This is a genomic window from Amycolatopsis sp. NBC_01480, from assembly GCF_036227205.1.
Classification (GTDB): Bacteria; Actinomycetota; Actinomycetes; order Mycobacteriales; family Pseudonocardiaceae; genus Amycolatopsis.
The window spans coordinates 7,671,886-7,694,350 of record NZ_CP109442.1; the positions used below are offsets into that span (position 1 = coordinate 7,671,886).

19 protein-coding genes are annotated in these 22,465 nt (G+C 71.6%); 11 read left to right on the forward strand and 8 right to left on the reverse strand.

The genetic code is table 11. From position 1 onward, the window contains the following. The first annotated feature begins 127 nt into the window (after nt 1-127). Nucleotides 128-3,253 (forward strand): GH116 family glycosyl hydrolase, encoded by a 3,126-nt coding sequence (locus tag OG371_RS36205; protein WP_329060241.1) that lies wholly within the window; start codon nt 128-130, stop codon nt 3,251-3,253. On the opposite strand, the gene OG371_RS36210 is transcribed toward OG371_RS36205, so the two are convergent. Further along, nucleotides 3,254-3,829, reverse strand: coding sequence for a hypothetical protein (locus OG371_RS36210; protein WP_329060243.1), 576 nt, complete (start codon nt 3,827-3,829; stop codon nt 3,254-3,256). A gap of 100 nt (nt 3,830-3,929) precedes the next feature. Here OG371_RS36210 and OG371_RS36215 point away from each other — a divergent pair, with 100 nt between their 5' ends. Then, entirely contained in the window at nt 3,930-4,241 is a 312-nt protein-coding gene (locus OG371_RS36215; RefSeq protein WP_329060244.1) for an alpha/beta fold hydrolase, read from the forward strand. A 21-nt stretch (nt 4,242-4,262) separates the two neighbouring features. On the opposite strand, the gene OG371_RS36220 is transcribed toward OG371_RS36215, so the two are convergent. After that, nucleotides 4,263-5,015, reverse strand: coding sequence for an alpha/beta fold hydrolase (locus OG371_RS36220; protein WP_329060247.1), 753 nt, complete (start codon nt 5,013-5,015; stop codon nt 4,263-4,265). Next, nucleotides 5,015-5,383, reverse strand: coding sequence for a DUF1330 domain-containing protein (locus tag OG371_RS36225; protein WP_329060249.1), 369 nt, complete (start codon nt 5,381-5,383; stop codon nt 5,015-5,017). Before OG371_RS36225 ends, OG371_RS36220 begins: the two co-directional genes overlap by 1 nt. Before the next feature lie 90 nt (nt 5,384-5,473). Between OG371_RS36225 and OG371_RS36230 the strand changes: the two genes are divergently transcribed. Continuing rightward, a complete protein-coding gene (locus OG371_RS36230; RefSeq protein ID WP_329060251.1) occupies nt 5,474-6,073 on the forward strand; it encodes a TetR/AcrR family transcriptional regulator in 600 nt (199 codons plus the stop codon). Here OG371_RS36230 and OG371_RS36235 read toward each other — a convergent pair whose 3' ends face one another. Beyond that, the gene (locus OG371_RS36235) at nt 6,074-7,069 is read right to left on the reverse strand and encodes a TolB family protein (RefSeq protein WP_329060253.1); all 996 of its coding nucleotides are present in this window, start codon (nt 7,067-7,069) and stop codon (nt 6,074-6,076) included. Between the two features lie 222 nt (nt 7,070-7,291). On the opposite strand from OG371_RS36235, the gene OG371_RS36240 reads away from it, so the two are divergent. After that, the gene (locus OG371_RS36240) at nt 7,292-7,657 is read left to right on the forward strand and encodes a hypothetical protein (RefSeq protein ID WP_329060255.1); all 366 of its coding nucleotides are present in this window, start codon (nt 7,292-7,294) and stop codon (nt 7,655-7,657) included. 48 nt (nt 7,658-7,705) lie between these two features. On the opposite strand, the gene OG371_RS36245 is transcribed toward OG371_RS36240, so the two are convergent. Next, the gene (locus tag OG371_RS36245; protein WP_329060256.1) at nt 7,706-8,269 is read right to left on the reverse strand and encodes an HAD family acid phosphatase; all 564 of its coding nucleotides are present in this window, start codon (nt 8,267-8,269) and stop codon (nt 7,706-7,708) included. Nucleotides 8,270-8,423: 154 nt separating this feature from the next. Here OG371_RS36245 and OG371_RS36250 point away from each other — a divergent pair, with 154 nt between their 5' ends. The 4 genes from OG371_RS36250 (at nt 8,424) to OG371_RS36265 (ending at nt 13,924) form a co-directional block, all read left to right on the forward strand. After that, nucleotides 8,424-8,690 carry a hypothetical protein gene (locus OG371_RS36250; RefSeq protein WP_329060258.1) on the forward strand — a complete coding sequence of 89 codons (267 nt, stop codon included), beginning with the start codon at nt 8,424-8,426 and terminating at the stop codon, nt 8,688-8,690. A 195-nt stretch (nt 8,691-8,885) separates the two neighbouring features. Continuing rightward, nucleotides 8,886-10,109, forward strand: coding sequence for an MFS transporter (locus OG371_RS36255; protein WP_329060260.1), 1,224 nt, complete (start codon nt 8,886-8,888; stop codon nt 10,107-10,109). Nucleotides 10,110-10,194: 85 nt separating this feature from the next. Next, on the forward strand, nt 10,195-13,200 hold the full coding sequence (locus OG371_RS36260; protein ID WP_329060262.1) for a DEAD/DEAH box helicase: 3,006 nt from the start codon (nt 10,195-10,197) through the stop codon (nt 13,198-13,200). Beyond that, nucleotides 13,193-13,924: an SWIM zinc finger family protein gene (locus OG371_RS36265; protein ID WP_329060264.1), complete on the forward strand. Its 732-nt coding sequence runs from the start codon at nt 13,193-13,195 to the stop codon at nt 13,922-13,924. Before OG371_RS36260 ends, OG371_RS36265 begins: the two co-directional genes overlap by 8 nt. Here OG371_RS36265 and OG371_RS36270 read toward each other — a convergent pair. Further along, entirely contained in the window at nt 13,921-15,444 is a 1,524-nt protein-coding gene (locus OG371_RS36270) for an MFS transporter (RefSeq protein WP_329060266.1), read from the reverse strand. The genes OG371_RS36265 and OG371_RS36270 overlap by 4 nt on opposite strands. Nucleotides 15,445-15,706: 262 nt before the next feature. On the opposite strand from OG371_RS36270, the gene OG371_RS36275 reads away from it, so the two are divergent. The 3 genes from OG371_RS36275 (at nt 15,707) to OG371_RS36285 (ending at nt 20,755) form a co-directional block, all read left to right on the forward strand. Further along, complete coding sequence (locus OG371_RS36275; protein WP_329060268.1) at nt 15,707-16,765, forward strand: cobalamin-independent methionine synthase II family protein; 1,059 nt, start codon at nt 15,707-15,709, stop codon at nt 16,763-16,765. 281 nt (nt 16,766-17,046) lie between these two features. After that, nucleotides 17,047-19,296 carry a TOMM precursor leader peptide-binding protein gene (locus tag OG371_RS36280; RefSeq protein WP_329060270.1) on the forward strand — a complete coding sequence of 750 codons (2,250 nt, stop codon included), beginning with the start codon at nt 17,047-17,049 and terminating at the stop codon, nt 19,294-19,296. Between the two features lie 28 nt (nt 19,297-19,324). Beyond that, nucleotides 19,325-20,755 carry a SagB family peptide dehydrogenase gene (locus tag OG371_RS36285; RefSeq protein WP_329060272.1) on the forward strand — a complete coding sequence of 477 codons (1,431 nt, stop codon included), beginning with the start codon at nt 19,325-19,327 and terminating at the stop codon, nt 20,753-20,755. 55 nt (nt 20,756-20,810) lie between these two features. On the opposite strand, the gene OG371_RS36290 is transcribed toward OG371_RS36285, so the two are convergent. Both OG371_RS36290 and OG371_RS36295 read right to left on the reverse strand, forming a co-directional pair. Further along, nucleotides 20,811-21,416 (reverse strand): response regulator transcription factor, encoded by a 606-nt coding sequence (locus OG371_RS36290; RefSeq protein ID WP_329060274.1) that lies wholly within the window; start codon nt 21,414-21,416, stop codon nt 20,811-20,813. Nucleotides 21,417-21,487: 71 nt separating this feature from the next. After that, the gene (locus tag OG371_RS36295) at nt 21,488-22,234 is read right to left on the reverse strand and encodes an AraC family transcriptional regulator (RefSeq protein WP_329060276.1); all 747 of its coding nucleotides are present in this window, start codon (nt 22,232-22,234) and stop codon (nt 21,488-21,490) included. Nucleotides 22,235-22,465: the final 231 nt, after the last annotated feature.

Genomic DNA, 22,465 nt, shown 5'->3' on the forward strand with positions numbered 1-22,465 from the left:
CTTTCGGCTGATCGGGTGGCATTTCCCCACGGGCTCCAGGGCTACCTGGTCGGTCGTTGACAACCCGAGTCCCGCGATTCAAGCTTCTGGAGAAATCGTGGCGGGAAATTGTTTCTCGGGAGGCGTTATGGCGGCGCACGGCTCCGGCCATCTCGGCGATGAACAGTTTCCCGCCCCGCCCGGAGAGCAGATCAGCGCGGCCGCGCTCTACCGGCGCGGCGCCCCGACCGCCCGCACCGGCGAGGAATTGCGTTATATCGGGATGCCGATCGGCGGCGGCGCCTGCGGCCAGGTGTACCTGGGCGGCGACGGCAAGCTCTGGTACTGGGACGTATCGAACGCGCCGGCCGCGCCGTGGGACAACTGCGGCGGGCCGCAGTACGCCGAGCCGAACCTCCAGTTTTCGCCATTCGGCAACGGTTTCGTGGTGCATACATCCGGGCACGGAACCAGCATGGCGCGGGCCGTCGACGCGACCGGATTCGCCGACGTGACTTTCACCGGGCAGTACCCGATGGGCCAAGTGGACTATCGTGACAGCGGCTGTCCGGTCGCCATTCACCTGGACGCCTTCGCCCCGTTCATCCCGGGTGAAGCGGACGATTCCACACTACCGGTCACCGTGGCCGCATACACCCTGACCAATACCTCCGATTCCCGGGTCGTCGCGGAACTGACCGGCTGGGCGGAGAATCCGGTGGCCTTGCGGTCGCGGACCAGAACGCCGATCACGTTGTCCGCCGAGCCGATCGACGGGGCCGGTTATCGCGGTGTGCAGTTCACCGCCGCGAACGAACCGGTGACCAGCACCCGTCCGGACATTCTCTTCGAGAGCTGGGAAGACCCGGACTACACCGGCTGGACGGTCACCGGCACCGCCTTCGGCTCCGGTCCGGTGCAAGTCAGCGAGGTGCCCAGCTACATGCTGCGCTTCGGCGACCTGAACGCGCAGGGCCCGCAGTTCGTCACTTCGCACAACTTCATCGCCGCGGCCGGCGACGCGACTCTGGCCGACAGTTACGCCGGCACCCTGACCAGCGCCGCGTTCACGATCTCCAGACGTTACGTCGCGGCCTGGGTCGGCGGCGGCAACGATCCCGCCACGACCGCGTTGCGGGTCGTGGTGGACGGCCAGGTGGTCGGCGCGCTCACCGGGGACGACACCGAGCCGATGCACCTGGAGTACCTCGATCTCCTTCGTTACCAAGGAAAGTCCGCGCAGATCAGCATCGCTGACTCAGCCACCAGCGGCTGGGGGCACCTCAACGTCAGTAACATCAGCTTCACCGACGTGCCGGCGAGCGTGCCGCCGATCGGCACCCTGCCGGACGGCGGCACGCAGAGCATCTCGGCGGTGCTCGGCGACGGGCTGCCCGGCGCCACGTCCGCGGGGCTCGGCGACCTCACCGTCCGGCCGTCGATCGCGGACTGGAGCAGCCCCACCGCGATCGCCACGTCAGGCCCGGGACCGGCGAGCATCGACGGCGCGCTCGGCACCATCACCGGCGCGGTCACCGCGCGGTTCGCGTTGGCGCCGGGGGAGAGCCGCACCGTCCGGTTCGTGCTCGCGTGGTATTTTCCGGTCCCGGACCGGAACGCGCTGTCCTTCCTCACTGATATCGGCTCCCTGCAACGGCATTACGCGAACTCGTTCGCCTCGGCGCAGGCTGTGACCGCTTATCTGGCCGCGAACCTGGCCCGCCTGGAGACGGCGACCCGGCGGTGGGTGCGCACCTGGTACGAAGACTCCACACTGCCGCACTGGCTGCTGGAACGGACCCTGCTCACCTCGGCGACGCTGGCCACCAACGTCGCGCTGCGCCTGTCCGACGGCCGGTTCTACGCCTGGGAGGGCGTCAACTGCGCGCCGGGCACCTGCGAACACGTCTGGAGTTACGCGCACAGCATCGCCCGCCTGTTCCCGTCGCTGGAGCGCGACACCCGGCAGCGGGTCGACCTCGGCATCGGCTTCCACCCGGACACCGGCGAGATCGGCAACCGCGCCGAGGCCGACCGGGTCTGGGCGACCGACGGCCAGTGCGGCACCATCCTGCGGATCTACCGGGAGCACCAGCTGGCCCCGGACAGCGGGTTCCTGCAGGCCAACTGGCCGCGGATCAAGCAGGCGATCGGCTGGGTGATCAGCAAGGACGCCAAGCACAACGGGACGTTGACCGGCGCGCAGCCCAACACCCTCGACGCGGTCTGGTACGGCGAAATCGCCTGGCTGACCGGGATGTACGACGCCGCGCTGCTCGCCGGCGCCGCGATGGCGGCCGAGATGGGCGACACCGCGTTCGCGTCGGCCTGCACCGAGCTGGCGAAGTCCGGCATCGCGTCGATCGCCACCGAGCTGTGGAACGGTGAGTACTTCGTCCAGCTGATCGACCCGGCCGCGCCGGACGCGCCGAATTCCAACGCCGGCTGCCACATCGACCAGATGCTCGGCCAGAACGCCGCCTGGCAGCTCGGCTTGCCGCGGGTCTTCGACCCGGTGCAGGCGAACACGGCGCTGGCCAGCATCTACCGGTACAACTTCGTGCTCGATCCGGCCGCGTACCGGGCGGCGAACACCGCGATCCCGGGCGGGCGCTGGTTCGCCATGGCCGGGGAGCCCGCGATGATCATGACCACCTTCCCGCACGGCGGCGCGGGGGAGGCCAACGGCAACCCGCCGGCCGGGGTCGCCATGTACTTCAACGAATCCTGGACCGGCCAGGAGTACCAGCTCGCTGCGCAGATGATCTACGAGGGAATGGTGGACGAGGGCCTGATCGTCACCCGCGCGGTGCACAACCGGTATTCGCCGGCGAAACGCAATCCGTACAACGAGATCGAGTGCAGCGGGCATTACGCGAGGGCGATGGCCGGGTACAGCGTTTTCCTCGCTGCTTGCGGGTTTTCCTGCCATGGGCCGCAGGGCAAGCTCGCCTTCGCGCCGAGGATCGGCCCGGAGGACTTCGCCGCCGCGTTCACCTCGGCCGGCGGCTGGGGCCTGCTCCGCCAGCAGCGCACGGCCCGGCACCAGGTTTCCTCGATCGAGGTCCGCTACGGCGAGGTCCGGCTGGCCGAACTCGAGTTGCAGCTGCCGTCCGCGCCCGCCCGCGGACCGCGAGTCCAGCTCCAGCTCGACGGCCGGGAACTGCCGTCGCCGCAGGTCACCGTGACCGGAGACCTGATCACCGTCGGCCTCGCCGCCCCGGTCACGCTGCCCGACGGCGCCACGCTCACGGCGACCGTTTCCCTTGAGTAGCTAGCGGTCCTGCGGCGATTCGATGGTCAGCGGGGTGGCGCTGGTGATCTGGTTGAGGTGAGTCAGGCTGCGGTCCAATTGCCTGGCCATCTGCGGGATGGTGCCGACGGGGAGGTAGGTGTCGGCGCCCGCGTCGAGAAGACGGCGGAGCGGACCCTCGTAGCTGACGCCGAGTTCCCGGTCCTCGATCTCGGCGATGACCACCTTGGCCTTCGGGAACCTCGCCCGCAGGCTCCCGATCAGCTGGGGGCTGACGGGTGGGATCAGCAGCACGTCGACGGTTTCGGGGGCCGAGTGCAGGTCGACCACCAGGTAATCGGGGCCGAGCTGGGCGGACAGCGTTGTCCGCGCCGACTCCGACAGCTTCATCGCGGTGGCCACGAGGGTCACCTTCTCGCCGGCGGGGATTCCACTGTTTCCGCCGTGGAAGGCACCGGCCGCACCGGAAATCGTGGCGATCGTGGTGCCGTCGCTGACGATGTGCAGCTCTTCGCCCGGCCGGAGCGTGCCGACGAGCGCCAGCACGTCCTCGGGCAGGCGCCCGGCGTCGATCCGCCGCGCTTGGTGTCCGGTCATCTGGTCCGGACCGGGCAGAGAGTGTCTTCCCCCAGCAGATTCCCCATGGCAGCGATGGTCTCACGTCCGCCGGACCACCGTCCCGGCTCGGAGAATCCTGATGCAGCTGACCGGCACGTTGGCGACGCGGGCCTCGGTGTTGGGGCCGAGCACGGGGTTCTTGTGGTTGGAGATGTACCGCGCCCGCGACACCGGCGCCGAACAGAACCGCCCGCAGTACGGCGACCCGATCGGCTGCCCGGTCCTGGCCGTCGGCGCGGCGGACTACCTCGGGGATGCGGTGGCGCAGCAGCTCACGCAGGTGGCTCGCGACGTCCGCGGCGTGGTGATTCCGGCGGCCGGGCACAACATCGCCTGGGAGAACCCGGCCGCCTTGGCCGAGGCGTACTTGGAGTTCTTCGCCGTGGGCTGATCTGCGCGCAGGCGAAAGCCCTCAGCGGATCGTGGCCCGGAAGTCGGTCAGGACCGCGGCGCCCCGGGCCGGGTCTTCGGTCATCCACCAGTGGCCCAGGCCTTCGAGCACCGCCACTCGGGCACCGGCCCGGCCGGCGGCTCGACGGCGTTGTGCTTCGGTGCCGACGGCCTGGTCCGCGGTGGCCAGGATCGCCAGACCCGGACGCGCCGCCGCGCGCGCCAAGTCCAGCCCGAGACCGAGCGTGCCCGGATCGGCGGCCGAGCGGTACAGCGCGAGGACCGCTCGGCCCATCGCCGCGTCCTGCCCCTCCGCGACGCGAGCCGCGACTTGCCGGCTCATTCCCCGCTCCGCCAACGCTTCCGTACGCTCCTCGGCCGTGCCGCCGAACCGCGCCAGGACATCAGCTTCACCGACATCCGGTGTCTGCCACCGGCGAGCGAACTCGTGCCACTGGTATTCGGGGTCGTAGATCCCGAGCACGTCGCACGCCCAGCTGCGGACGAGGTCCGGGCGGCTCAGCACCACGTTCACCACGTGGGCGCCACCCCAGTCATGACCCACCAGGTCCACCGGCTCGCCCAGCGCCGTCAGCTCCTCGACGAGCCAGTCCCGGTAGTCCGTCTGGGTAGCGCCGAACCCGGCGGGCAGCGGCGCGCCGAAACCGGGCGGGGACAGGCAGATCAGGTCAGACCGGGCGTCGGCGAGCTCGGCCAGCAGTGGTGCCCAGACCGCCGTCGTCTCCGGGTTCCCGTGGACGAAGACCGCGGGCATCAGGCGGCGAACGGTGTGGTCGGCTGCAGCACCGATTCCACCAGCGCCTCGCTGCGCAGGTGGGCGACGGCCTGGTATTCGGGGTCGCGGATCATGGCGGCGAACGCCTGGCGGTCCGGGTAGCGGACCAGGACCACCATGTCCCAGGCCTGGCCGTCCTCGGCGACCAGGGCCCGGCCGCCGTCGCCCAGGTACACCACGCTCAGGCCGTAGCGGGCGTTGATGGACGGGGCGAGCGCCTCGGCGTAGCGCTGGTAGCTCTCGCGGCCGCCGTCCGGGCGGAAGCGCAACAGGTTGAGCATCACGACCGGGCCGCCCGGGTCGTCGGTGACCAGGGCGTCGAGTGCGCGTTCGTCGATTTCGATCATCGGAAGCCTCCTGGAGCCGGTATCGAGTACGCCGCCCACCCTACACATACTTGTTGGGTGACACGCAAGTTTCTTTGCTAGGCTCCGGGCATGACGACCACCCGCCGCACCCAGCAGGAACGCCGTGACCAGGCCGAGGCCGCGCTGCTGACGGCCGCCGCCGAGCTGGTCGTCGAGCAGGGGGTCAGGTCGCTGACCCTGGCCCGTGTGGGGGAACGCGCCGGGTACAGCCGCGGCATCGTCACCCACCATTTCGGCGGCAAGCAGGCACTGGTGGAACGGCTGGCCCGGGCGACGCAGACCGCGTTCGTGCCGGGCCTCGACGAGGTGCCGCCCGGGCCGGACCGCCTCCTGCGCCTGGTCGACGGTTACCTCGGCGAACTGGCCCGCATCGGCGTGTTCAACCAGGCCTTCCTGCTGCTGTGGGCCGAGGCCGCCACCCAACCCGACCTGGCCCCGATCTTCCGCGAGCGCGACGAGGCCTTCCGCGCCGACCTGCGCGACGACGTCGTGGCCGGGATCGCGGACGGTGCCGTCGCCCCCGGCCTCAAGCCCGAAGACGTCGCGATCGCCATCGTCGGACAGCTGCGCGGGATCGCCCTGCAACGGCTGCTGGACCCGCGTGGTGTCGACGTCGAGCAGCTGCGCCGCAGTGTCACCGGTTACTGGCGACGGGTCCTCGCGCCGTAATCACCTCGGAGCGTCGGAGGCCAGCGGGTAGGAGACGTAAGCGAAGCGGGCCGAGTCCGGGCTCCAGCTGTTGACGTTGATGGTGCCCTGGCCGCCGAACAGCGGCACGCGGGCTAGCGGCGCGGACCAGTCCGAGACCTCGACGACGACGAGTTCCACCGGCAGGTTCTCCGGATGGCCCTCGGTGCCCACCGGGAACTGGAGGTAGACCGCGAGCCGCCCGTCGGGGGAGAGGTGCGGGAACCAGTCGACGGTGTCGGTGGTGGCGAGCCGCTCGACCCGCTCCGGCGCGGGATCCGCACTGGGCACCCTGGCCAGCTGGGAGTGGCCGGGGCGGCCGGCCCACTGCTCGGTGTTGAAGTAGAGCCATTCGCCGTCGGGGGACCACTCGATCCCGTCGACGGTGCTGGGCCCGGTGTCGCACACCGTGACAGGGCCGCCCTCGGCGGGGATCAGGGCGAGCCTCGCCGGGCTGCCCGCCATGTCGATCAGCACGAAGCCGAGCGTTTTCCCGTCGGGCGAGACGCCGTGCAGGAAATGCCACACCGCGTCGTCGCCGGTGACCCGGCGGACAGGGCCGCCGTCGAGGGAACCGTGGTAGATCTGCCCGTCCATCGCCGACATGAAGATCGAGGCGCCGCCGGGATCGAGCACGTGGTCGTTGTTGAGGTACGGCAGGTCCTCGTACTCGATCCGGCGGGGCCGGCCGGCGGAACCGAGCGGGAGCGCCCACAGCGCGCCCTCCCCGTTCAAATAGAGGGTCTTGCCGTCGTTCGACCAGTTCGGCGCTTCGAGCAGCAGGTCGTCGAACTCGGCGACGACCGTGCTCGAGCGGGAGGCCACGTCGAACACGGTGACGCGACAGGTCTGCCCGGGCGCCAGCGGCCGCGAGAGGCCGCCGGGGGTCTGCTCGAGCTGGCGGGTGAATTCGAGCGGGGTCCGCACGCCGAGCGCCGCGGCGCCGGAGGTGGGGGAGTCCTGTGGGGCTGGGGTCATTTCGGGAACTTCTCCTCTGCCAGTGGGATTACCCGACCCGGGTCAGTGTGGTCGCGAACTGATCGACCAGCACGGAGGTCCCGTTCAGGTGCAGTCCGTCGGTGGCAGCGGGCCGGGGTAACGGAACGGGACCATCGGGCCCGCGGCCGCCGTTTCCTGTTGCATCCCGGGTGAATCCGCCGACTGGGGGTGCAGGAACACCGGCTAAGCGGAGGCGACGGCATGAACAGGATGGGCTGGGCGGTACCGGCACTGATGCTCGCGGGGGCGGGACTCGTCGGGTGCGGCGTCACGGTGCCCGGCACCGCTGTGCCCGCACCCGTGGCTCCCGCATCGAAAGCGGGTACGCAGCAGACCGCGCCCGCCCCCGTGACAGTGACCGCGCCGCCGGTCGTGGTGGTCCAGCCGCAGGCAACCGTGACCCGGCCGACGGCTGTCCCGGCGTTGACCCCGTGCCAGCGGCTGTTCGCCGACGGTTACTCGTACAGCTACGCCTACGACGAGTGGGCGAAAGCGGGCTACCCCCTGAGCTGGGACGCGGACCGCGACGGCTACCCCTGCGAACAGTCCTACGGGAACCAGAACTGAGCCCGGGCCACGATTCCTGGACTGATCGGCCGGGTGCGTTCGGAGGCGTCAGGACAGCTGACCGTCGTAGTCCGGGAGCTGGTAACCCTTCAGGTAGTTGCCGCCCGCCAGGTCGTGGTCGTGGTTGCCGATGTTCTCCAGGATCACGTAACCGTCGTCGGTGTATTCCTGGCGGCAGCGCTGCTTGGTGGCGCCCTGGCTCGAGTCGCCGGATTCCTTGGTGCACAAGCCATCGACCGCGTAACCGGCGCTGGTGAGCTGATCGGTGGTCTCCGACGCGGAGCCCGCGCTGCGTGCCGTCGCGAAGAGCACGGACACCCCGTGGTCGCCGGCCCATTGAGCGACCGCGAGGACCGGCTTGTTCGGCTTTCCCGGGTGGTACCCCGTCTCCAGCGCCGTGTTGTCGATGTCCAGCACGATCGCCGGCTTCTGGCCGCCCTCGTCGAGGTGGTCCTGCAGCCACGGGATCGCCGGATCGATCACCTGCTTCACGTCGGACTGCCACTGCGCGTAGCTCGGCAGACTCGCCGGCGCCGCTTGCGCCGTACCCGAACAAACCGCGGCCGCGACCACCGCGGCCAGAACCCCACCACGTACCCCGCGAAGCGCCATCACATCTCCTTACCAGGGGAAGAAAGCCGCGCGAGGCTATCCCGAAACGATGATGACCTTGTACCTGCGAACGTTCGATAACGGACATTCACCTCAGTCCCAGGAAACCCGGCAGTTTCGCGGAGCGTGCTACGTCCACTGCCGCCGGATACACGTGGACCCAAGCCGGGAACGGGTGCTCCACCGCGATCCGCTGGCACAACGGGGTGGCCGAAGACCTCGGCCGGGTGTTCGGGGAGCAGACCGGACCGCCGACCGCGGCTACGCGCTCGGGGTCTGGGAAAGCGGCGTCCTCGCCGACACCCTCGTCACCAGCCCGGACTCCGGCGGCTTCGGCCGGCCGGTGCTCACCGACGACGGCGTCATCGCGACCACGATCGGCGACACCGTGGCGACCTTCCGGCGCAGCTGCACCGCGTAGGACTCCCTTGCGGGGGGCGAAAAGCTCTTTCCGGACAGACGTGCCGAAGTCCGCCGGCGAGGGTGTGGCGCCGGACACGAGCGGCCCGGTGAGCGGCCGGGGCTTGCGAAGATCGAATCGTGGGCACGGAACTCCTCAGCGCCGGGAAGCCAGGCCGGGCTCCCCGCGCGAACGGCAGCGGGGCGGTGGCCGCGCGTGGCTGAGGAGTTCCGGCTGCGCTCGGTGGCCGTCGCGGTGTACGGGCCGGCCGCGTTGTTCGGGCTCGCCGAGGGGTCGATGCTGCCGGTCGTGGCACTGAGCGCGATCGACCGCGGCGCCACGACTCCCGTCGCGGCGCTGATCGGGGCGTTGCTGGGGATCGGGGCGCTGGTCACGAACATCCCGGCGGGCATCCTCGCGACGCGGGTCGGCGAGCGGAAGTCGATGGTCCTCGCCGCGGCGGTTTCGGCCGTCGGGCTGGTGCTGTGCCTGGTGAACATCGGCACGGGGCAGGGCGCGCTGGTGCTCTACGGCGCCGGCGTCCTGCTGATCGGCGCCGCGAGCGCGGTCTACAGCCTCGCGCGGCAGTCGTACCTGACCGAATCCGTGCCGCTGCACATGCGGGCGCGGGCGTTGTCGACGCTCGGCGGGACGATGCGCGTCGGGCTGTTCCTCGGGCCGTTCGCCGGGGCCGCGGTGATGCAGTTCTGGGGCACGGCCGGCGCGTACTACCTGAGCCTGGTCGCGGTGCTCGCCGCCGGCGCCGTCGCGTACCGGGTGCCGGATCTGGAGACGACCGCGGAACACCGCGCGGCCGTCGCGGCGATCACGACCTGGGGGATGATCAAGCAGAAGTGGCGCGTGTACGCCACTTTGGGCGTCGGCGTGCTGCTGCTTTCCGGGATCCGGCAGACGCGCCAGACCGTGGTCCCGCTGTGGGCCGCGCACCTCGGCCTTTCGCCCACGGTCAGTTCGCTGATCTACGGCTTCGCCGGCGCGATCGACGCGCTCGTGTTCTACCCGGCGGGCAAGGTGATGGACCGGCACGGGCGCCGGTGGGTCGCGGTGCCGTCCGCGTTCGTGCTCGGCGCTTCCTTCGTCCTGATGCCGCTCACGCACGGCGCGGTGCTGCTCGCCGTCGTGGCCATGGTGATGGGGTTCGGCAACGGCATCGGCTCGGGCATCGTGATGACCCTCGGCGCCGACGTCTCCCCGTCCGTCGGCCGCCCGACGCACCTCGGCATCTGGAACGAACTGGGCGACATCGGCTCCGGCCTGGGCCCGCTGCTGCTCGCCGGCGTGACCGCGCTCGCCGGGCTCGGGCTGGGGATCGTCGTCAGCGGGCTGGTCGGTTTCGCCGCGGCCGGTGCGTTGTGGACGTGGATTCCACGGCCTTCGCGCGGACTTCGCCCGGCCGCGGTGCGAGGCCCGCCATCGTGACGACGGAGCTTACGGCCGCCGGCCAGTGCGGCCCGGCGCCGTCAGTAGGCTCCACCTGGCCCGATCGGACGAAGGAGGCCAGACCTTGCCCTTGGTGCACGCGGTGTGGTCTCCGGGCCGCGGCCTGCTGCTCTGGGCGGAGCAGAAGGCCCCGGCCGGCACGTCGAGCCGATCGGCGCAGATCGCGCTGCCGCATCCGTTCGCGGTCTCCAGCGCGAAGCTGACCGAATTGCATCCCGGCAAGCCCACGTCGGTGACGTTGCTGCTGCCTTCTCGGGCAAGCCGGCCGCTCGCCTCCTCCGAGCAGACAGGCAAGCGGCGTGGCCCGGCGCCGTCGTTGCGGCCGTGGTCGGTGCCGGCGTTGATCGTGGACGCGACCGAGCTGGACGATCTCGACGATTCGGCCTCGTACGGCGCCTCGGTCACCTACCTGCGGGCCGTGGGCCGGCTGGCCGCGGATCTGGTGCGGCGCGGGCGGGTCCTGCCGACGCTGGTCCGCCGCGGCGACGCGGCGGAGGCACGATGGCGTCCGGTGTTGCAGGGTGTGGACTTCGTCGCGTTCGACGCGCTGGTCGCGGCCATGCCGCCGGTCGGGCGGGCCGAGCAGATCGCGCCGCTGACCGGGGCCTCGCCGCGTGCGCTCGTCACCGATGCCCTGCACACCATGGTCGACGCGGCGGTCCGGGACCGGCTGGCGCGGGCGGATCCTCCCGTCGACCTGCGCGGGGGCCGGGGCGCGGCCGGAGTGTGGCTGGCCGCGTTGCAGGGCGGCATTCCCGGCGTCGAGCTGCCGCTGGGGGAGCTGGGTGTGGTGGCCGACGCCGTCGCGAAGTGGGACGAGGTCGCCGACACCGACATCGTCGATGGGCGGGCGTGTTTCCGGCTGGCCGAAGTCCGCACCCTGCGCCCACCGGACGCGGACGATCCCGACGACCAGACCGGCGACGGCTCCCAGTGGCAGCTGCAGTTCCTCCTGCGCGCCACCGCCGATCCGAGCCTGCTGCTGTCGGCGGAGCAGATCTGGTCGGGCGAGGCGAACGGGCTGCTCCGGGATCCGCGGGGGCTGCTCGTCGCCGAACTGGGCCGGGCCGCGCTGGTGGAGCCGATGCTGGCGCCGGCGCTGCGCCGTACCCAGCCGTCCGAGTACGACCTGTCCGTCGAGGAAACCGAGCAGTTCCTGACTTCGGGCGCGACCCGGCTGATCGAGGCCGGGTTCGAGGCGCAGCTGCCGGCCACCTGGGACGGCCGGCGCCGGCTCGGGCTGCGGCTTTCGGTCCACAGCACGCCGTCGGAGCAGGTCGTCGCGCGCAGCCGGGTCGGCCGCGACGAGCTGGCCGGGTTCCGCTGGACGATCGCGGTGGGCGACACGGAAATCGGCGAGGACGAGCTGGCCAGGCTCGTCGCGGCGAAGACCCGGCTGGTGCGGCTGCGCGGCCGGTGGATCAGCGTGGACGCCGAGCGCCTGCTCGCCGGCCTCGAGTTCCTGCGCCGCAACCGGCACCGGCGCCCCACCGCGGGCGAGCTGCTGGAGCTCGTCCACCTCGCGGGGGAGGCGCCGCTCCCGGTCACCGACGTCAGCGCCGACGGCTGGGTCGGGGACGTCCTGGCCGGGCGCGTCCACCAGACGCTGCAACCGGTCGAGGTGCCGCCGACGTTCCGGGCCACGCTGCGCCCGTACCAGGAGCGCGGGGTCGCCTGGCTGGCTTTCATGTCGGCGCTGGGGCTCGGCGCGTGCCTGGCCGACGACATGGGCCTCGGCAAAACCGTCCAGGCGTTGGCGCTCGAAGCCGTCGAACGGGCGGACCACGAGCGCAGGCCGACGCTGGTGCTGTGCCCGATGTCGCTGGTCGGCATGTGGCAACGGGAGGCGGCGAACTTCGCCCCGGCCCTCCGGGTCCACGCCCACCACGGCAGCGCCCGCGCGCACGGGGACGCGCTCGCCGAGCAGATCGCCGCGGCCGACCTCGTCGTCACGACCTACGCCACCGCCGCCCGTGACGCCGACGAACTCGCGACGTTCGAGTGGCAGCGCCTGGTGCTCGACGAAGCGCACGCGATCAAGAACGCTGACACAGCAACGGCCAAGGCGGTGCGGCGCTTCTCCTCCGGGCACCGGCTCGCGCTCACCGGCACCCCGGTGGAAAACCGGCTGGCGGACCTGTGGTCGGTGCTGGACCTGCTCAACCCCGGGCTGCTCGGCAGCCGGTTCGAGTTCCGGCAGCGGTTCGCGGTCCCGATCGAGCGGCGGGACGACACCGCGACGGCGGCCGACCTGCGCCGGCTCACGCAGCCGTACCTGCTGCGCCGGGTGAAGACGGATCCCGCGATCGTGCCGGAGCTGCCGGAAAAGCTGGAAATCCGGCAGGAATACCGGCTGACCCGCGAGCAGGGCACGCTGTACAGCGCGATCGTCGACGAGATGATGAAGAAGATCGAGAACAGCCAGGGCATCAAGCGCCGCGGCAACATCCTCGCCGCGATCACGAAGCTCAAGCAGGTCTGCAACCACCCCGCGCACCTGCTGCACGACGGCTCCCCGATCGGCCACCGCTCCGGCAAGGTGATCCGCCTCGAAGAGATCCTGGCGGAAATCCTGGCGTCGGGCGATCGGGTGCTGTGTTTCACGCAGTACACCGAATTCGGCCACATGCTGGTGCCGCACCTTTCGGACCGGCTCGGCACCGAGGTCGCGTTTTTGCACGGGGGCCTGGCAAAAGGCGCGCGGGACGCGATCGTGGAACGCTTCCAGGCCGGCGACGGGCCGCGGATCCTCTTGCTGTCGCTCAAAGCCGGCGGCTCCGGGCTCACGCTGACCGCCGCCAGCCAGGTGCTGCACCTGGACCGCTGGTGGAACCCGGCGGTGGAGAACCAGGCCACCGACCGGGCGTTCCGGATCGGGCAGGGAAGGAACGTGCAGGTCCGGAAGTTCGTCTGCCCGGGCACCATCGAAGAGCGCATCGACGCGGTGATCACCAGGAAACGCGCGCTGGCCGGACGGGTTGTCGGCGAGGGCGAAAGCTGGCTGACCGAACTGTCGACGGACTCGTTGCGCGGGGTGCTCGCGCTGGGGGAGGAGGCGATCGATGACTGAGCCACTGCCGTGGTGGCCGGTCCGCTTCATCCGCGCGCTGACGGCGATCGGCATCCTCCTGCCCGCGCCCGGCCAGGGGCGCGTGGTGTCGTTGGAGGTCGGCGCCGGGCGGGTCGACGCCGAGGTCCAGGACGAGCGCTCACACCAGGTCCGAATCGGCCTGACGGCGTTCGGGAAAACGGACTGGGCGGCGATCACCCATGCCCTGGCGGCAAAAGCGTCGGCCACGGTGCTGCTGCTCAGCGGTGACCTGCCTCGTGACGTCGAACAGATCTTCAAAGCGGTCCGGCTGCCCTTGTTCCCGTCCTCGGCGCGGGAAGTATCGCTGGACTGCACCTGCCCGGCCGCCGAGGTGCCGTGCGGCCACTTGAACGCCGTGTTCTCCGCACTGGTCGCGCGAGTCGCCGACGATCCGTTCACCATTCTCGCGCTGCGCGGCCGGAACCGCGAAATGCTGCTGGAGGAACTGAAAAACCGGCTCATCTCGGCCGAACCGCTTGATCCTGACGACAGCTCTCCGCCCCTGACCGACGTCATGGACGCCTTCTTCGCCTCCGGCCCGGCCCCGGGCTTGGACGGCGCGGCACTGTTGCACGCGCCCCGAACGCCTTTCGACGCGCTACTGGACCAGGCCCCGCCGTTCGCGATCACCGTGGGCGGCGAGGACGTGGCCGAGCTGCTTCGGCCGGTTTATCGGGCGCTCACCGGAGAACACGGCAGTTAGCCCCGCAGATGATCAGCCGGCTCGGCCGAGCGTGCCGGTGCGGTTGCCAGCCGGTGGTGGCGGCGGCCGGTGTACAAGGCCAGCGTGCCGCAGAGTAAGGCGAGAACGGCGACGGCGACCAGCACGTCGGTCACCGAGGACACGATCAGGGAGATCAGGAGCGGCCCGGTGAGGCCGCCCAGGCGGTTGAAGAAGGACACCGTTCCGGTGAACCGGCCCCGGTGCGGGGTTTCGGTGAGATCGGCGGCGATGGGCAGGAAGGTCGCCGCCATGGTGTTGACGGTGAACAGGGTCGCGGTGAGCGCGGCCGCGGTCAGCCAGACCACGCTGCCGGCCAGGCCGGACGCCGCCAGCGCCAGCAGCAGCACGCCCGCGCAGACGGCCAGGCCCGCCGAGAGCCGGACCGGCCCGGTCCGGCGGTAGAGCACCATCATCAGGACCGCGCACGGGACCATGGCCATCGCGACGGCGGTCAGCATGGTGTTGGCCGTGGTCAGGGAAAGCCCGCCGGCGCGGGACAGGGTCGGCACCCAGGTGGTCAGCCCGAAGGTCAGCAGGCCGATCACGATCGCCTGCACCCGTTGCACCCCCGCGGTGAGTGTCGTCCGCGACTCCCGGTGCTGCCTGTCCGCCACCGGATCGGCCGCGGGCTCGGGTATGGCTTCGGTTCCGGAAAAGCGTTCGGGGACCAGAAAGGTCGCCGCGGCCAGTGCCAGGCCGGTCGGGGCACCGATGAGCCAGAGCACCCGCCAGCCGAAGACCGGCTCCAGCCACAGCGCCGAACCGGACGCGACGAGGTAGCCGATCGCGGTCGCGACCACGGACAGGCCGGTCACCATCGGCCCGCGCGCCCGGCCGGGGAACAGGTCGGCGAGGATCGTGATCAGCAGCGGTGCCAGGCCGCCGACCGTGATGCCCATCAGGAAGCACATCGTCACGTTGCCGCCGAAGCCCGGCATGGTGCCGCACATGCTGGTCGCGGTGAACCCCAGGGTGGCGACCAGGTAGGAGGCCCGGCGGCCGAGGTGGTCGGCCATCCTGGAGAACACCAGCGCGCCGGCCGCCGTTCCGCTGAGGCCCGCCACGGCGAGCAGGGACGCCGTCGACGCGGTGAGGCCGTACTCGGCGCGCATCCCGGGAATGACGAAGCCCAGCGTCGAGGTCTTGCTGATGTCGATGGTGAGCGCGGCGGTCGCGACGGCCGCGATCACCCACCGGCCGCGTGGCCGATGGGCGAGTTCGGACGCCCGCTCGCGAGCGGGCGTGATCCGGCTGCGCGAAACCAGCGCGCCCGCCAGCGTGATCAGAAGTCCCGCGCCCGCGAGGAACATTTCCGGCATGTCCGAAAGCGGCATGCCGTGCAGCGTCCGCCCGTTCATGGCGGTCATTCCCGGCATGGCCATGCCGGTCATCGTGAATGGCCGGATGAATCCGATCGCCGCGCAGAGCACGGTCAGTGCGCTGCCCACGGTGATCGCCACGCGTCCGAGGTCCGGGGGCGTGGCCGGGTTCATCGCCATGTGTTTCCGCCTTCGGTGCCCGGCTGCCCCGCCGGTGATGGCTGGTACAGGACACAGATACCGGCACCGGCCTCGCCAGGGCAATACCCCGTCTTCGCACCGGCACGTTGGGAGAAGGCGGCTTCGGCGATGGTTATTTCATCGTGCGGTCTTTTCGTGAGAGGCGTGTCTCCGGTCGCTTTTCGCTCTACTCTGCGGGGAAATATCCCTTTTCCTTGTTGTGCTGGTTGACGTCGGCACCCTGCCCGCAATCGGAGGACTGATGACCCTGCCCACCGAGCCGATCGGCAGCATTCCGCGCCCGGCCTACCTCCTCGACGGCCTCGGTGCGTTCGACGCGGGCCGGATCGACGGCGCCGCGCTCGCCGAGCTGGAGAGCCGGGCGCTGGCCGACACGCTCAGCCGGTTCGAAGAGACCGGTTCGCCGATTCTCTCCGACGGCGAGCAGGGCAAGCCGAGCTTCGCGACCTACCCGCTGGCCGGGCTGAGCGCGCTGGCACCCGACGGCGCCGTCATCCCGTTCGCCGACGGGCACACCCGGCAGCTGCCGCGGCTGACCGCGGGCCCGTTCCGGTACGCCACGCACGCGGACTCCTACCTGACGCGGGCGAAGGCGCTCACGGACCGGCCGGTCAAGCAGGCCGTGATCGCCGCGTCCGCGCTGTCGCTGATCTACCCGGCCGGCGGCATCGACGGGTATCCGCGGGAGCAGTTCCTCGCCGACCTGGTGGACGGGGCGGAGGCCGACATCCGCCGCAGCCTCGACGCCGGGGCGGACAGCGTCCAGATCGACTTCACCGAGGGGCGGCTCTCGCTCAAGCTCGACCCCTCCGGCGGGCTGCTGCGGCAGTTCGTCGACCTCAACAACGCCGTCCTCGACCGGTTCACCGCCGAGGACCGCGCGAAGATCGGCGTGCACACGTGCCCGGGGGGCGACCAGGACTCGGTGCACAGCGCCGACGTCGACTACGCGGACCTGCTGCCGGCACTGTTCGAGCTCACCGCGGGGAAGTTCTTCGTCCAGCTCGCCAGCGAACCCGAGCCGGAGCGGGTGCTGCGGATCATCGCCGCGCACCTGAAGGCGGACCAGCGGGTCTTCGTCGGCGTCATCGACCCGATCGACCCGCGCGTGGAGACGCCCGAGGAGGTGCGCGACCGGGTCCTGACCGCGGCGAAGCACCTGCCCGCCGACCGGCTCGGCACCTGCGACGACTGTGGATACTCGCCGTTCGCCGACGACACGTCCACCTCGCGAGACCTCGCGTTCGCCAAGATCGCGGCGCGGGTCGAGGGCACGCGGCTGGCGGCGGATCAGCTCTGACGGGATCGCTCCGCCACCTCGGACGCTGCCCGCCCCGGCGGCTCGCGCGGTGGCGGGCGGCGGTCGGACGAGACCGGCGACGCGCCTGCGCTCTCCGGCGCGCCCGGTCGGCCCCTTTCGCGCCACGACCGTGAAATTCGCATGGTTCGTGCGTGTGCGCGGCACTGGCACCTGTGATTCCGCGGGGAGCAGGATCGAAGGCTCGTCCGGTTTCCGAGGGCAGGAGAGCGCATGCGCAAGACTGAGGCGGAAGTCCCCGGCGGGCACCGGGCGGTGCGCGCATGACTCCCGGACCGCCGGGGCGCGCGCTGGGCTTCCGGCGCCACCTGCGTGCCGAGGTGAAGGCGGGCCGGGGCGCGTACCTGTTCTCCGAACGAGGGGTCATCGCCCTGCGCGGCTCGCACGTCGAGTCGCTGGCGGCGGTGCTCGACGGCTCGCGCGAGCTGGCGGACCTGGTGCGCGAGCGGCCGGGAGGGATGCCGCCCGGGCAGCTCGCGGCGGTGCTCGCGCAGCTGGTCGACGCCGGTCTCGTGGCGATCCGGGAACAGGGGGAGCGCGAGGTGGACGAGCAGGCGCTGGCCTACTGGGACGCCTGCGGCATCGACGGCGAGGCGGTGGCCGAACGGGGCCGGACCGCGGCCGTGCGGCTGCTGGTGGTGGGGGACGAGGTCGACGCGGAACCCGTCGAGCGGGCGCTCGCGGACGCCCGGCTGGGGCTGGCCGGCGCGGCCGCGGACCTTTCCGTCGTCCTGTGCGCCGACTACCTCGACCCACGGCTGGCCGAGATCGACGCCGAGCACCGCCGCGACCGGCGGCCGTGGCTGCTCGCCCGGCCGTTCGGCGCGCAGGTGTGGATCGGCCCGGTGTTCCGGCCGGACGGTGCCTGCTGGCATTGCCTGGCGCACCGGCTGTGGGGTCACCGGCACGCGGAGGCGTGCGTGCAGGAGCTGCTCGGCCACTCGGGCCCGGCCCGGCGTCCGGTGTCCGCGCTGCCGCCGCTGACCTCGGCCGCCGCGCACCTGATCAGCCTCGAGGTGTGCAAGTGGCTGGCCGGGTACCGGTACCGCGGCCAGCAGTCCGTGTGGACCCTCGACACCCTGGACCTGCACGGCAGGTTGCACGAGTTGCGCCGCCGCCCGCAATGCGCGGCGTGTGGCGACAGCGGGCTGGTGGCCGCGCTGGCCGACCGGCCGGTCGTGCTCTCCCCGGCCCCGAAGGCTGCTTCCGGCGGCGGCGGGCACCGCACCGCGACCCCGGCCGAGGTGCTCGCGGGCCACCGCCACCTGGTCAGCCCCGTCACCGGCATCATCAAGGCGATCGAGCCCGATCCGGCGGCGCCCCCGTTCGTCAACGCGTTCCGCTCCGGCTTCAACGTCGCCCACGGGATCACCGGGATGGAGGCGTTCAAGGCGGGCATGCGCTACGAGAACGGCGGGAAGGGCACGACACCGCTCGACGCGGAGGTCGGCGCGCTGTGCGAAGGGGTCGAGCGCTTCTCCGGCAACTACCAGGGCGACGAACGCCGGGTCCGCGCGTCGTACGCCGAGCTCGGCGCGGAGGCCGTGCACCCCAACGAGTGCATGCTCTTCGCCGATCGCCAGTATGCCGAGCGGGCCGGCTGGAACCGCCGGCACGCCGCCTTCCAGCAAGTCTGCGATCCGTTCGACGTGCTGGCCGAGCTCGACTGGACTCCACTGTGGACGTTGAGCGGGGAGAAGCGCCACCTGCCGACCGGGCTGCTGTACTTCGGCGCGCCGGCGGAGGGCGGACCGGTCGTGTGCGCGGACTCCAACGGCAACGCCGCGGGCAGCAGCAGGGAGGACGCGATCCTGCAGGCGACACTGGAGCTGATCGAGCGCGACGCGGTGGCGCTGTGGTGGTACAACCGCACGCCGCTGCCGGGGGTGGACGTGCTGTCGCTCGAGGACCCGTGGCTCGTGGAGCTGCTCGGCCAGTACGCGAGCATCGGCCGCGAGCTGTGGCTGCTCGACCTGACCTCGGACTTCGGCATTCCCGTGATGGCCGCGCTTTCGCGCCGCGTCGACGGTCCGCCCGAGCACATCGTGTTCGGTTTCGGCGCCCACTTCGATCCGCGGATCGCCGCGCGGCGCGCGGCCACGGAGCTGAACCAGCTGCTGCCGATGGTGCTCGAATGCGGCCACGAGCTCGACGACCCGGATGCCCGCCGCTGGCTGGAGCACGCGACCGTCGCCAATCAGCCGTACCTGCGGCCGCGGCCGGGCGTGCGCGCCAGTGTGGCCGCCGACTTCGGGTACGTCCACCGCGCCGACATCCGCGACGACATCACCGCACTGCGGAAGATGCTGGGCGCTCAGGGACTGGAGATGCTCGTGCTGGACCAGACCCGGCCGGACATCGGGCTGCCGGTGGTCAAGGTGGTGGTCCCGGGGCTGCGGCCGTTCTGGGCGCGGTTCGCCCCGGGGCGCCTGTTCACCGTGCCGGTGCGCCTGGGCCGGTTGGCCGGACCGACACCCTACGACCAGCTGAACCCGTTTCCGATGTTCCTTTGAGGGGACGAACCGTACTGGAGCGAGTCAGGTGAAGGCGCAGAACCCGGACGGCTCGGCCGAGACGGTGCGGCTGTGGTCCCTCACCGAGGAGACTGCCGTCGAGACCGGCGACGACGACTCACTCGTGATCGTCACGTGGTGGCGGGAGCACGACCTGCACCACGTGCCCGGCGCCGTCCGCGACTCGCTCCACCGGATGGCGCTGGGACCGGTCTCGATGGCGAACCTGGCCGCCGCCGCGGGCAGCGGCCCGCCGGGACTGGACGAGGTGCTCGACCGGCTGACCGGCGCGGTGGTGCACTCGCTCGCGCTCACCGACGGCCGCGGCCCGATCGTCTCGGCGGTCCCGGCCCGGCAGGCCCCGCGGTTCCGGGTCGCGGAGCTGGGCATGGACCGGCCCGTCAAGCTTTCGCGCTTCGCGGCGTTCCGCTCGGCGGACGGCACCCTGGTGCTCGAGTCGCCGCTGGCGGGCTACCGGGTGCTCCTGACGGACGTCTCCTCGGTCCGGGTCGCGACCGCGCTCGCCGCGGCCACCACGCCCCGCGGGGTGGCGGCGGCGACCGGCGTGCCACCACACATCACCGCGGACGTCCTGGCCTACCTGGTCGCCGCCGGCGTGGTCCTCGTGGCCGACGCGGAGGCGGAGTTCGCCGAGGACCATGACCCCGAACTGGCGGCCTGGTGCCACGACGACCTGATGTTCCACACGCGCAGCCGGACCTGGCAGCGGACCGGGGAGCCGCCCGCCACCGGTCGTGACCCGGCCAGTGGCGGGCCGCCGATCGTCAAGCGCGGGTCCGGCGGCCCGGTCGTGCCGCTGGCCCGCCCCGACGTCGCGGAGCTGACCGCGGGCGGCCCGGCGCTGGCCGCGCTGCAGGAGGCCGATCACCACTGCCCGGCGTTCTCCGGGCGCACCCTCACCGGCGAGCAGATCGGGGAGTTCCTGTTCCGCAGCGCCCGGGTCCGGTCAGTCGGCCCCGGGCACCTGCCGGGGGGACTGAGCCACGAAGCGTCGCAACGGCCGTACTTCAGCGTGGCCGGCCTCTACGAGCTGGAGATCTACCTGACGGTCAACCGCTGTTCCGGCCTGGTCCGGGGGATCCACCACTACGACCCGCTGGACCATGCGCTGACGCTCGTCAACGACGACGAGGAGGACGTGGCGCAGATGCTCGACATGGCGATGATCGCGGGCGGCGGCCGGCACAGGCCGTCGGCGCTGCTGAACGTGACCGCCCGGGTGGCCCGCACGGGGTGGGTGCTCGGCTCCGCCGCTTACGCGACCACGTTGATGCACGTCGGCGCGCTGCAGCAGACCCTGTACCTCAACGCCAGGGCCATGGGCCTCGACGCGCACGCGCTGCCCGTGGACGCCGCCGACCGGGTGGACCGCGCGCTGAAGCTGGAGTGGCCCGCCGAGGTCGGGGTCGGCGAGTGCGCGCTCGATTTCCCGGACTAGCCCGCCGCGCCCGGCCGGGAGTGTCCTTTTCGGACTCTTCAGCCGGCCGGGCCGGTCACAGCCATTCCGCGTCCGAGGCGATCCGGATGGCGTGCACCCGGTTGGTGGCGTTGAGTTTCGTGACGACGGCGGCGAGGTAGTTGCGCACGGTGCCCGCGGACAGGAACAGCTCCGCCGCGATGTCGGAGACGTTGCGCCCGCCGGCGGCCAGCGAGAGGATCTCGATCTCGCGCGGGGTGAGCGGGCAGTCGTCGGTTTCCCAGGCGGCCAGCGCGAGTTCGCTGTCGATGTAGCGCCTGCCCACCGAAACGGAGCGGACGGCGTCGGCGAGCTTGCCCGCCGGCGCGTCCTTCAGCAGGAACCCTCCGACCTTGGCGTCGAGCGCGCGGCGGACGGTGCCGGGCCGGCCCAGGGAGGTCAGGATCAGCGTGCGGCACGAAGGGAGGTGCTCGTGGATCTCCTTCGCGGCGGTCAGGCCGTCCATGCCCGGCAGGTCGATGTCGATGACCGCGACGTCGGGGCGGGCCGATCGGGCCGCGGGCAGGATCCGGTCGCCCGCCGCGACTTCCGCCACGACTTCGATGTCCGCCTCGAGGTTCAGCAAAGCGACGAGCGCACCGCGGACCATGTGCATGTCCTCGGCCAGAAGTACCTTGATCACGTACTCACTCCGGTCCCCCAGTGTGCGGTTTCCGTCCCGATCCTAGCCTCCCGGCCGGGGCCCGGAGCGGCTCAGACCGCGGCCCGCCGGCGCACCGGCACCGCGCGGAGGTCCGGCAGGGCCAGCAATCGCGGCGGGTCGAGCCGGCGCCGCGGGTGCACCTGGACGTCGCCGATGCTCGCGGTGATGCCGGGGCCCGCGGTGAGCGGGCCGCCGATTCCGGTGTGGGCACAGGGATCCTGCTCGTGCGGCCCGGTCCCGAAGGTGTGCACGATGACGTGCCAGCGTCCCGTGGGGACGTTCGGCAGCGAGTAGGGGCCCGGTGCGGGCAGGATCAGGGAGCGGACCGGCAGGCCTTCGAGGATCCGGGTGGGGAACAACCCGACGAAGGCGGGCCCGAACTCGACTCCGGGCGGGCAGTTCAGCTGTCCCCGCACGGTCGTGCCGGGGCCGGTCCGCGCCGGCCGCCCGGGAACGCGCCGCGGCCGCCCGCCGAGGCTGCGGTAGTGCGCCGGGGAGAACCCGACGCTGCCCCGGAAGCGGGTGCTGAACGTGCCCACGCTGTTGTAGCCGACCTGGTGGCTGATGTCGGCCACGGAGATCGGCGTGGTTACCAGCAGCCGCTTGGCCTCGGCCAGGCGGAGCGCGGCCAGGAACCGGCCCGGGGAAAGGCCGGTCGCCCGCTGGAAGACGCGGGTGAAGTGGAACTTGCTGAACATCGCCGAGCGGGCCAGGTCGTCGATGGTCAGGTGCTCACCGAGGTTTTCCTGCATGGCGACGATGGCCCGCGTGACCGCGTGCCGGATGCTCTCCTCCATGGTCGGCCCCTTCCTGCGCCGAACGGGCGGATCCCGTCGCGAAAACCGTAGAAGCCCCAAGGGCTACCTCTTAAGTGCTCAGAGCACGAACAGGCGTGGTTTTCGCAGCCGGCGGAAGTGCGTTTCGCATGTCGCCGGGCCGGCCCGTTCCCGCGGGAGCGCCGGGCCGGGCCGGGGGGTGATCATCCGGAAAGCGCGGTGCCGAACCGCGGCGGCGACCGAAGCAGGCGG

Excerpts from the sequence above, each read along its gene's own strand:
- OG371_RS36205 (WP_329060241.1), top strand. The coding sequence starts at position 128 with ATGGCGGCGCACGGCTCCGGCCATCTCGGCGATGAACAGTTTCCCGCC.
- OG371_RS36210 (WP_329060243.1), bottom strand. The coding sequence starts at position 3,829 with ATGACCGGACACCAAGCGCGGCGGATCGACGCCGGGCGCCTGCCCGAG.
- OG371_RS36215 (WP_329060244.1), top strand. The coding sequence starts at position 3,930 with ATGCAGCTGACCGGCACGTTGGCGACGCGGGCCTCGGTGTTGGGGCCG.
- OG371_RS36220 (WP_329060247.1), bottom strand. The coding sequence starts at position 5,015 with ATGCCCGCGGTCTTCGTCCACGGGAACCCGGAGACGACGGCGGTCTGG.
- OG371_RS36225 (WP_329060249.1), bottom strand. The coding sequence starts at position 5,383 with ATGATCGAAATCGACGAACGCGCACTCGACGCCCTGGTCACCGACGAC.
- OG371_RS36230 (WP_329060251.1), top strand. The coding sequence starts at position 5,474 with ATGACGACCACCCGCCGCACCCAGCAGGAACGCCGTGACCAGGCCGAG.
- OG371_RS36235 (WP_329060253.1), bottom strand. The coding sequence starts at position 7,069 with ATGACCCCAGCCCCACAGGACTCCCCCACCTCCGGCGCCGCGGCGCTC.
- OG371_RS36240 (WP_329060255.1), top strand. The coding sequence starts at position 7,292 with ATGAACAGGATGGGCTGGGCGGTACCGGCACTGATGCTCGCGGGGGCG.
- OG371_RS36245 (WP_329060256.1), bottom strand. The coding sequence starts at position 8,269 with ATGGCGCTTCGCGGGGTACGTGGTGGGGTTCTGGCCGCGGTGGTCGCG.
- OG371_RS36265 (WP_329060264.1), top strand. The coding sequence starts at position 13,193 with ATGACTGAGCCACTGCCGTGGTGGCCGGTCCGCTTCATCCGCGCGCTG.
- OG371_RS36270 (WP_329060266.1), bottom strand. The coding sequence starts at position 15,444 with ATGGCGATGAACCCGGCCACGCCCCCGGACCTCGGACGCGTGGCGATC.
- OG371_RS36275 (WP_329060268.1), top strand. The coding sequence starts at position 15,707 with ATGACCCTGCCCACCGAGCCGATCGGCAGCATTCCGCGCCCGGCCTAC.
- OG371_RS36280 (WP_329060270.1), top strand. The coding sequence starts at position 17,047 with ATGACTCCCGGACCGCCGGGGCGCGCGCTGGGCTTCCGGCGCCACCTG.
- OG371_RS36295 (WP_329060276.1), bottom strand. The coding sequence starts at position 22,234 with ATGGAGGAGAGCATCCGGCACGCGGTCACGCGGGCCATCGTCGCCATG.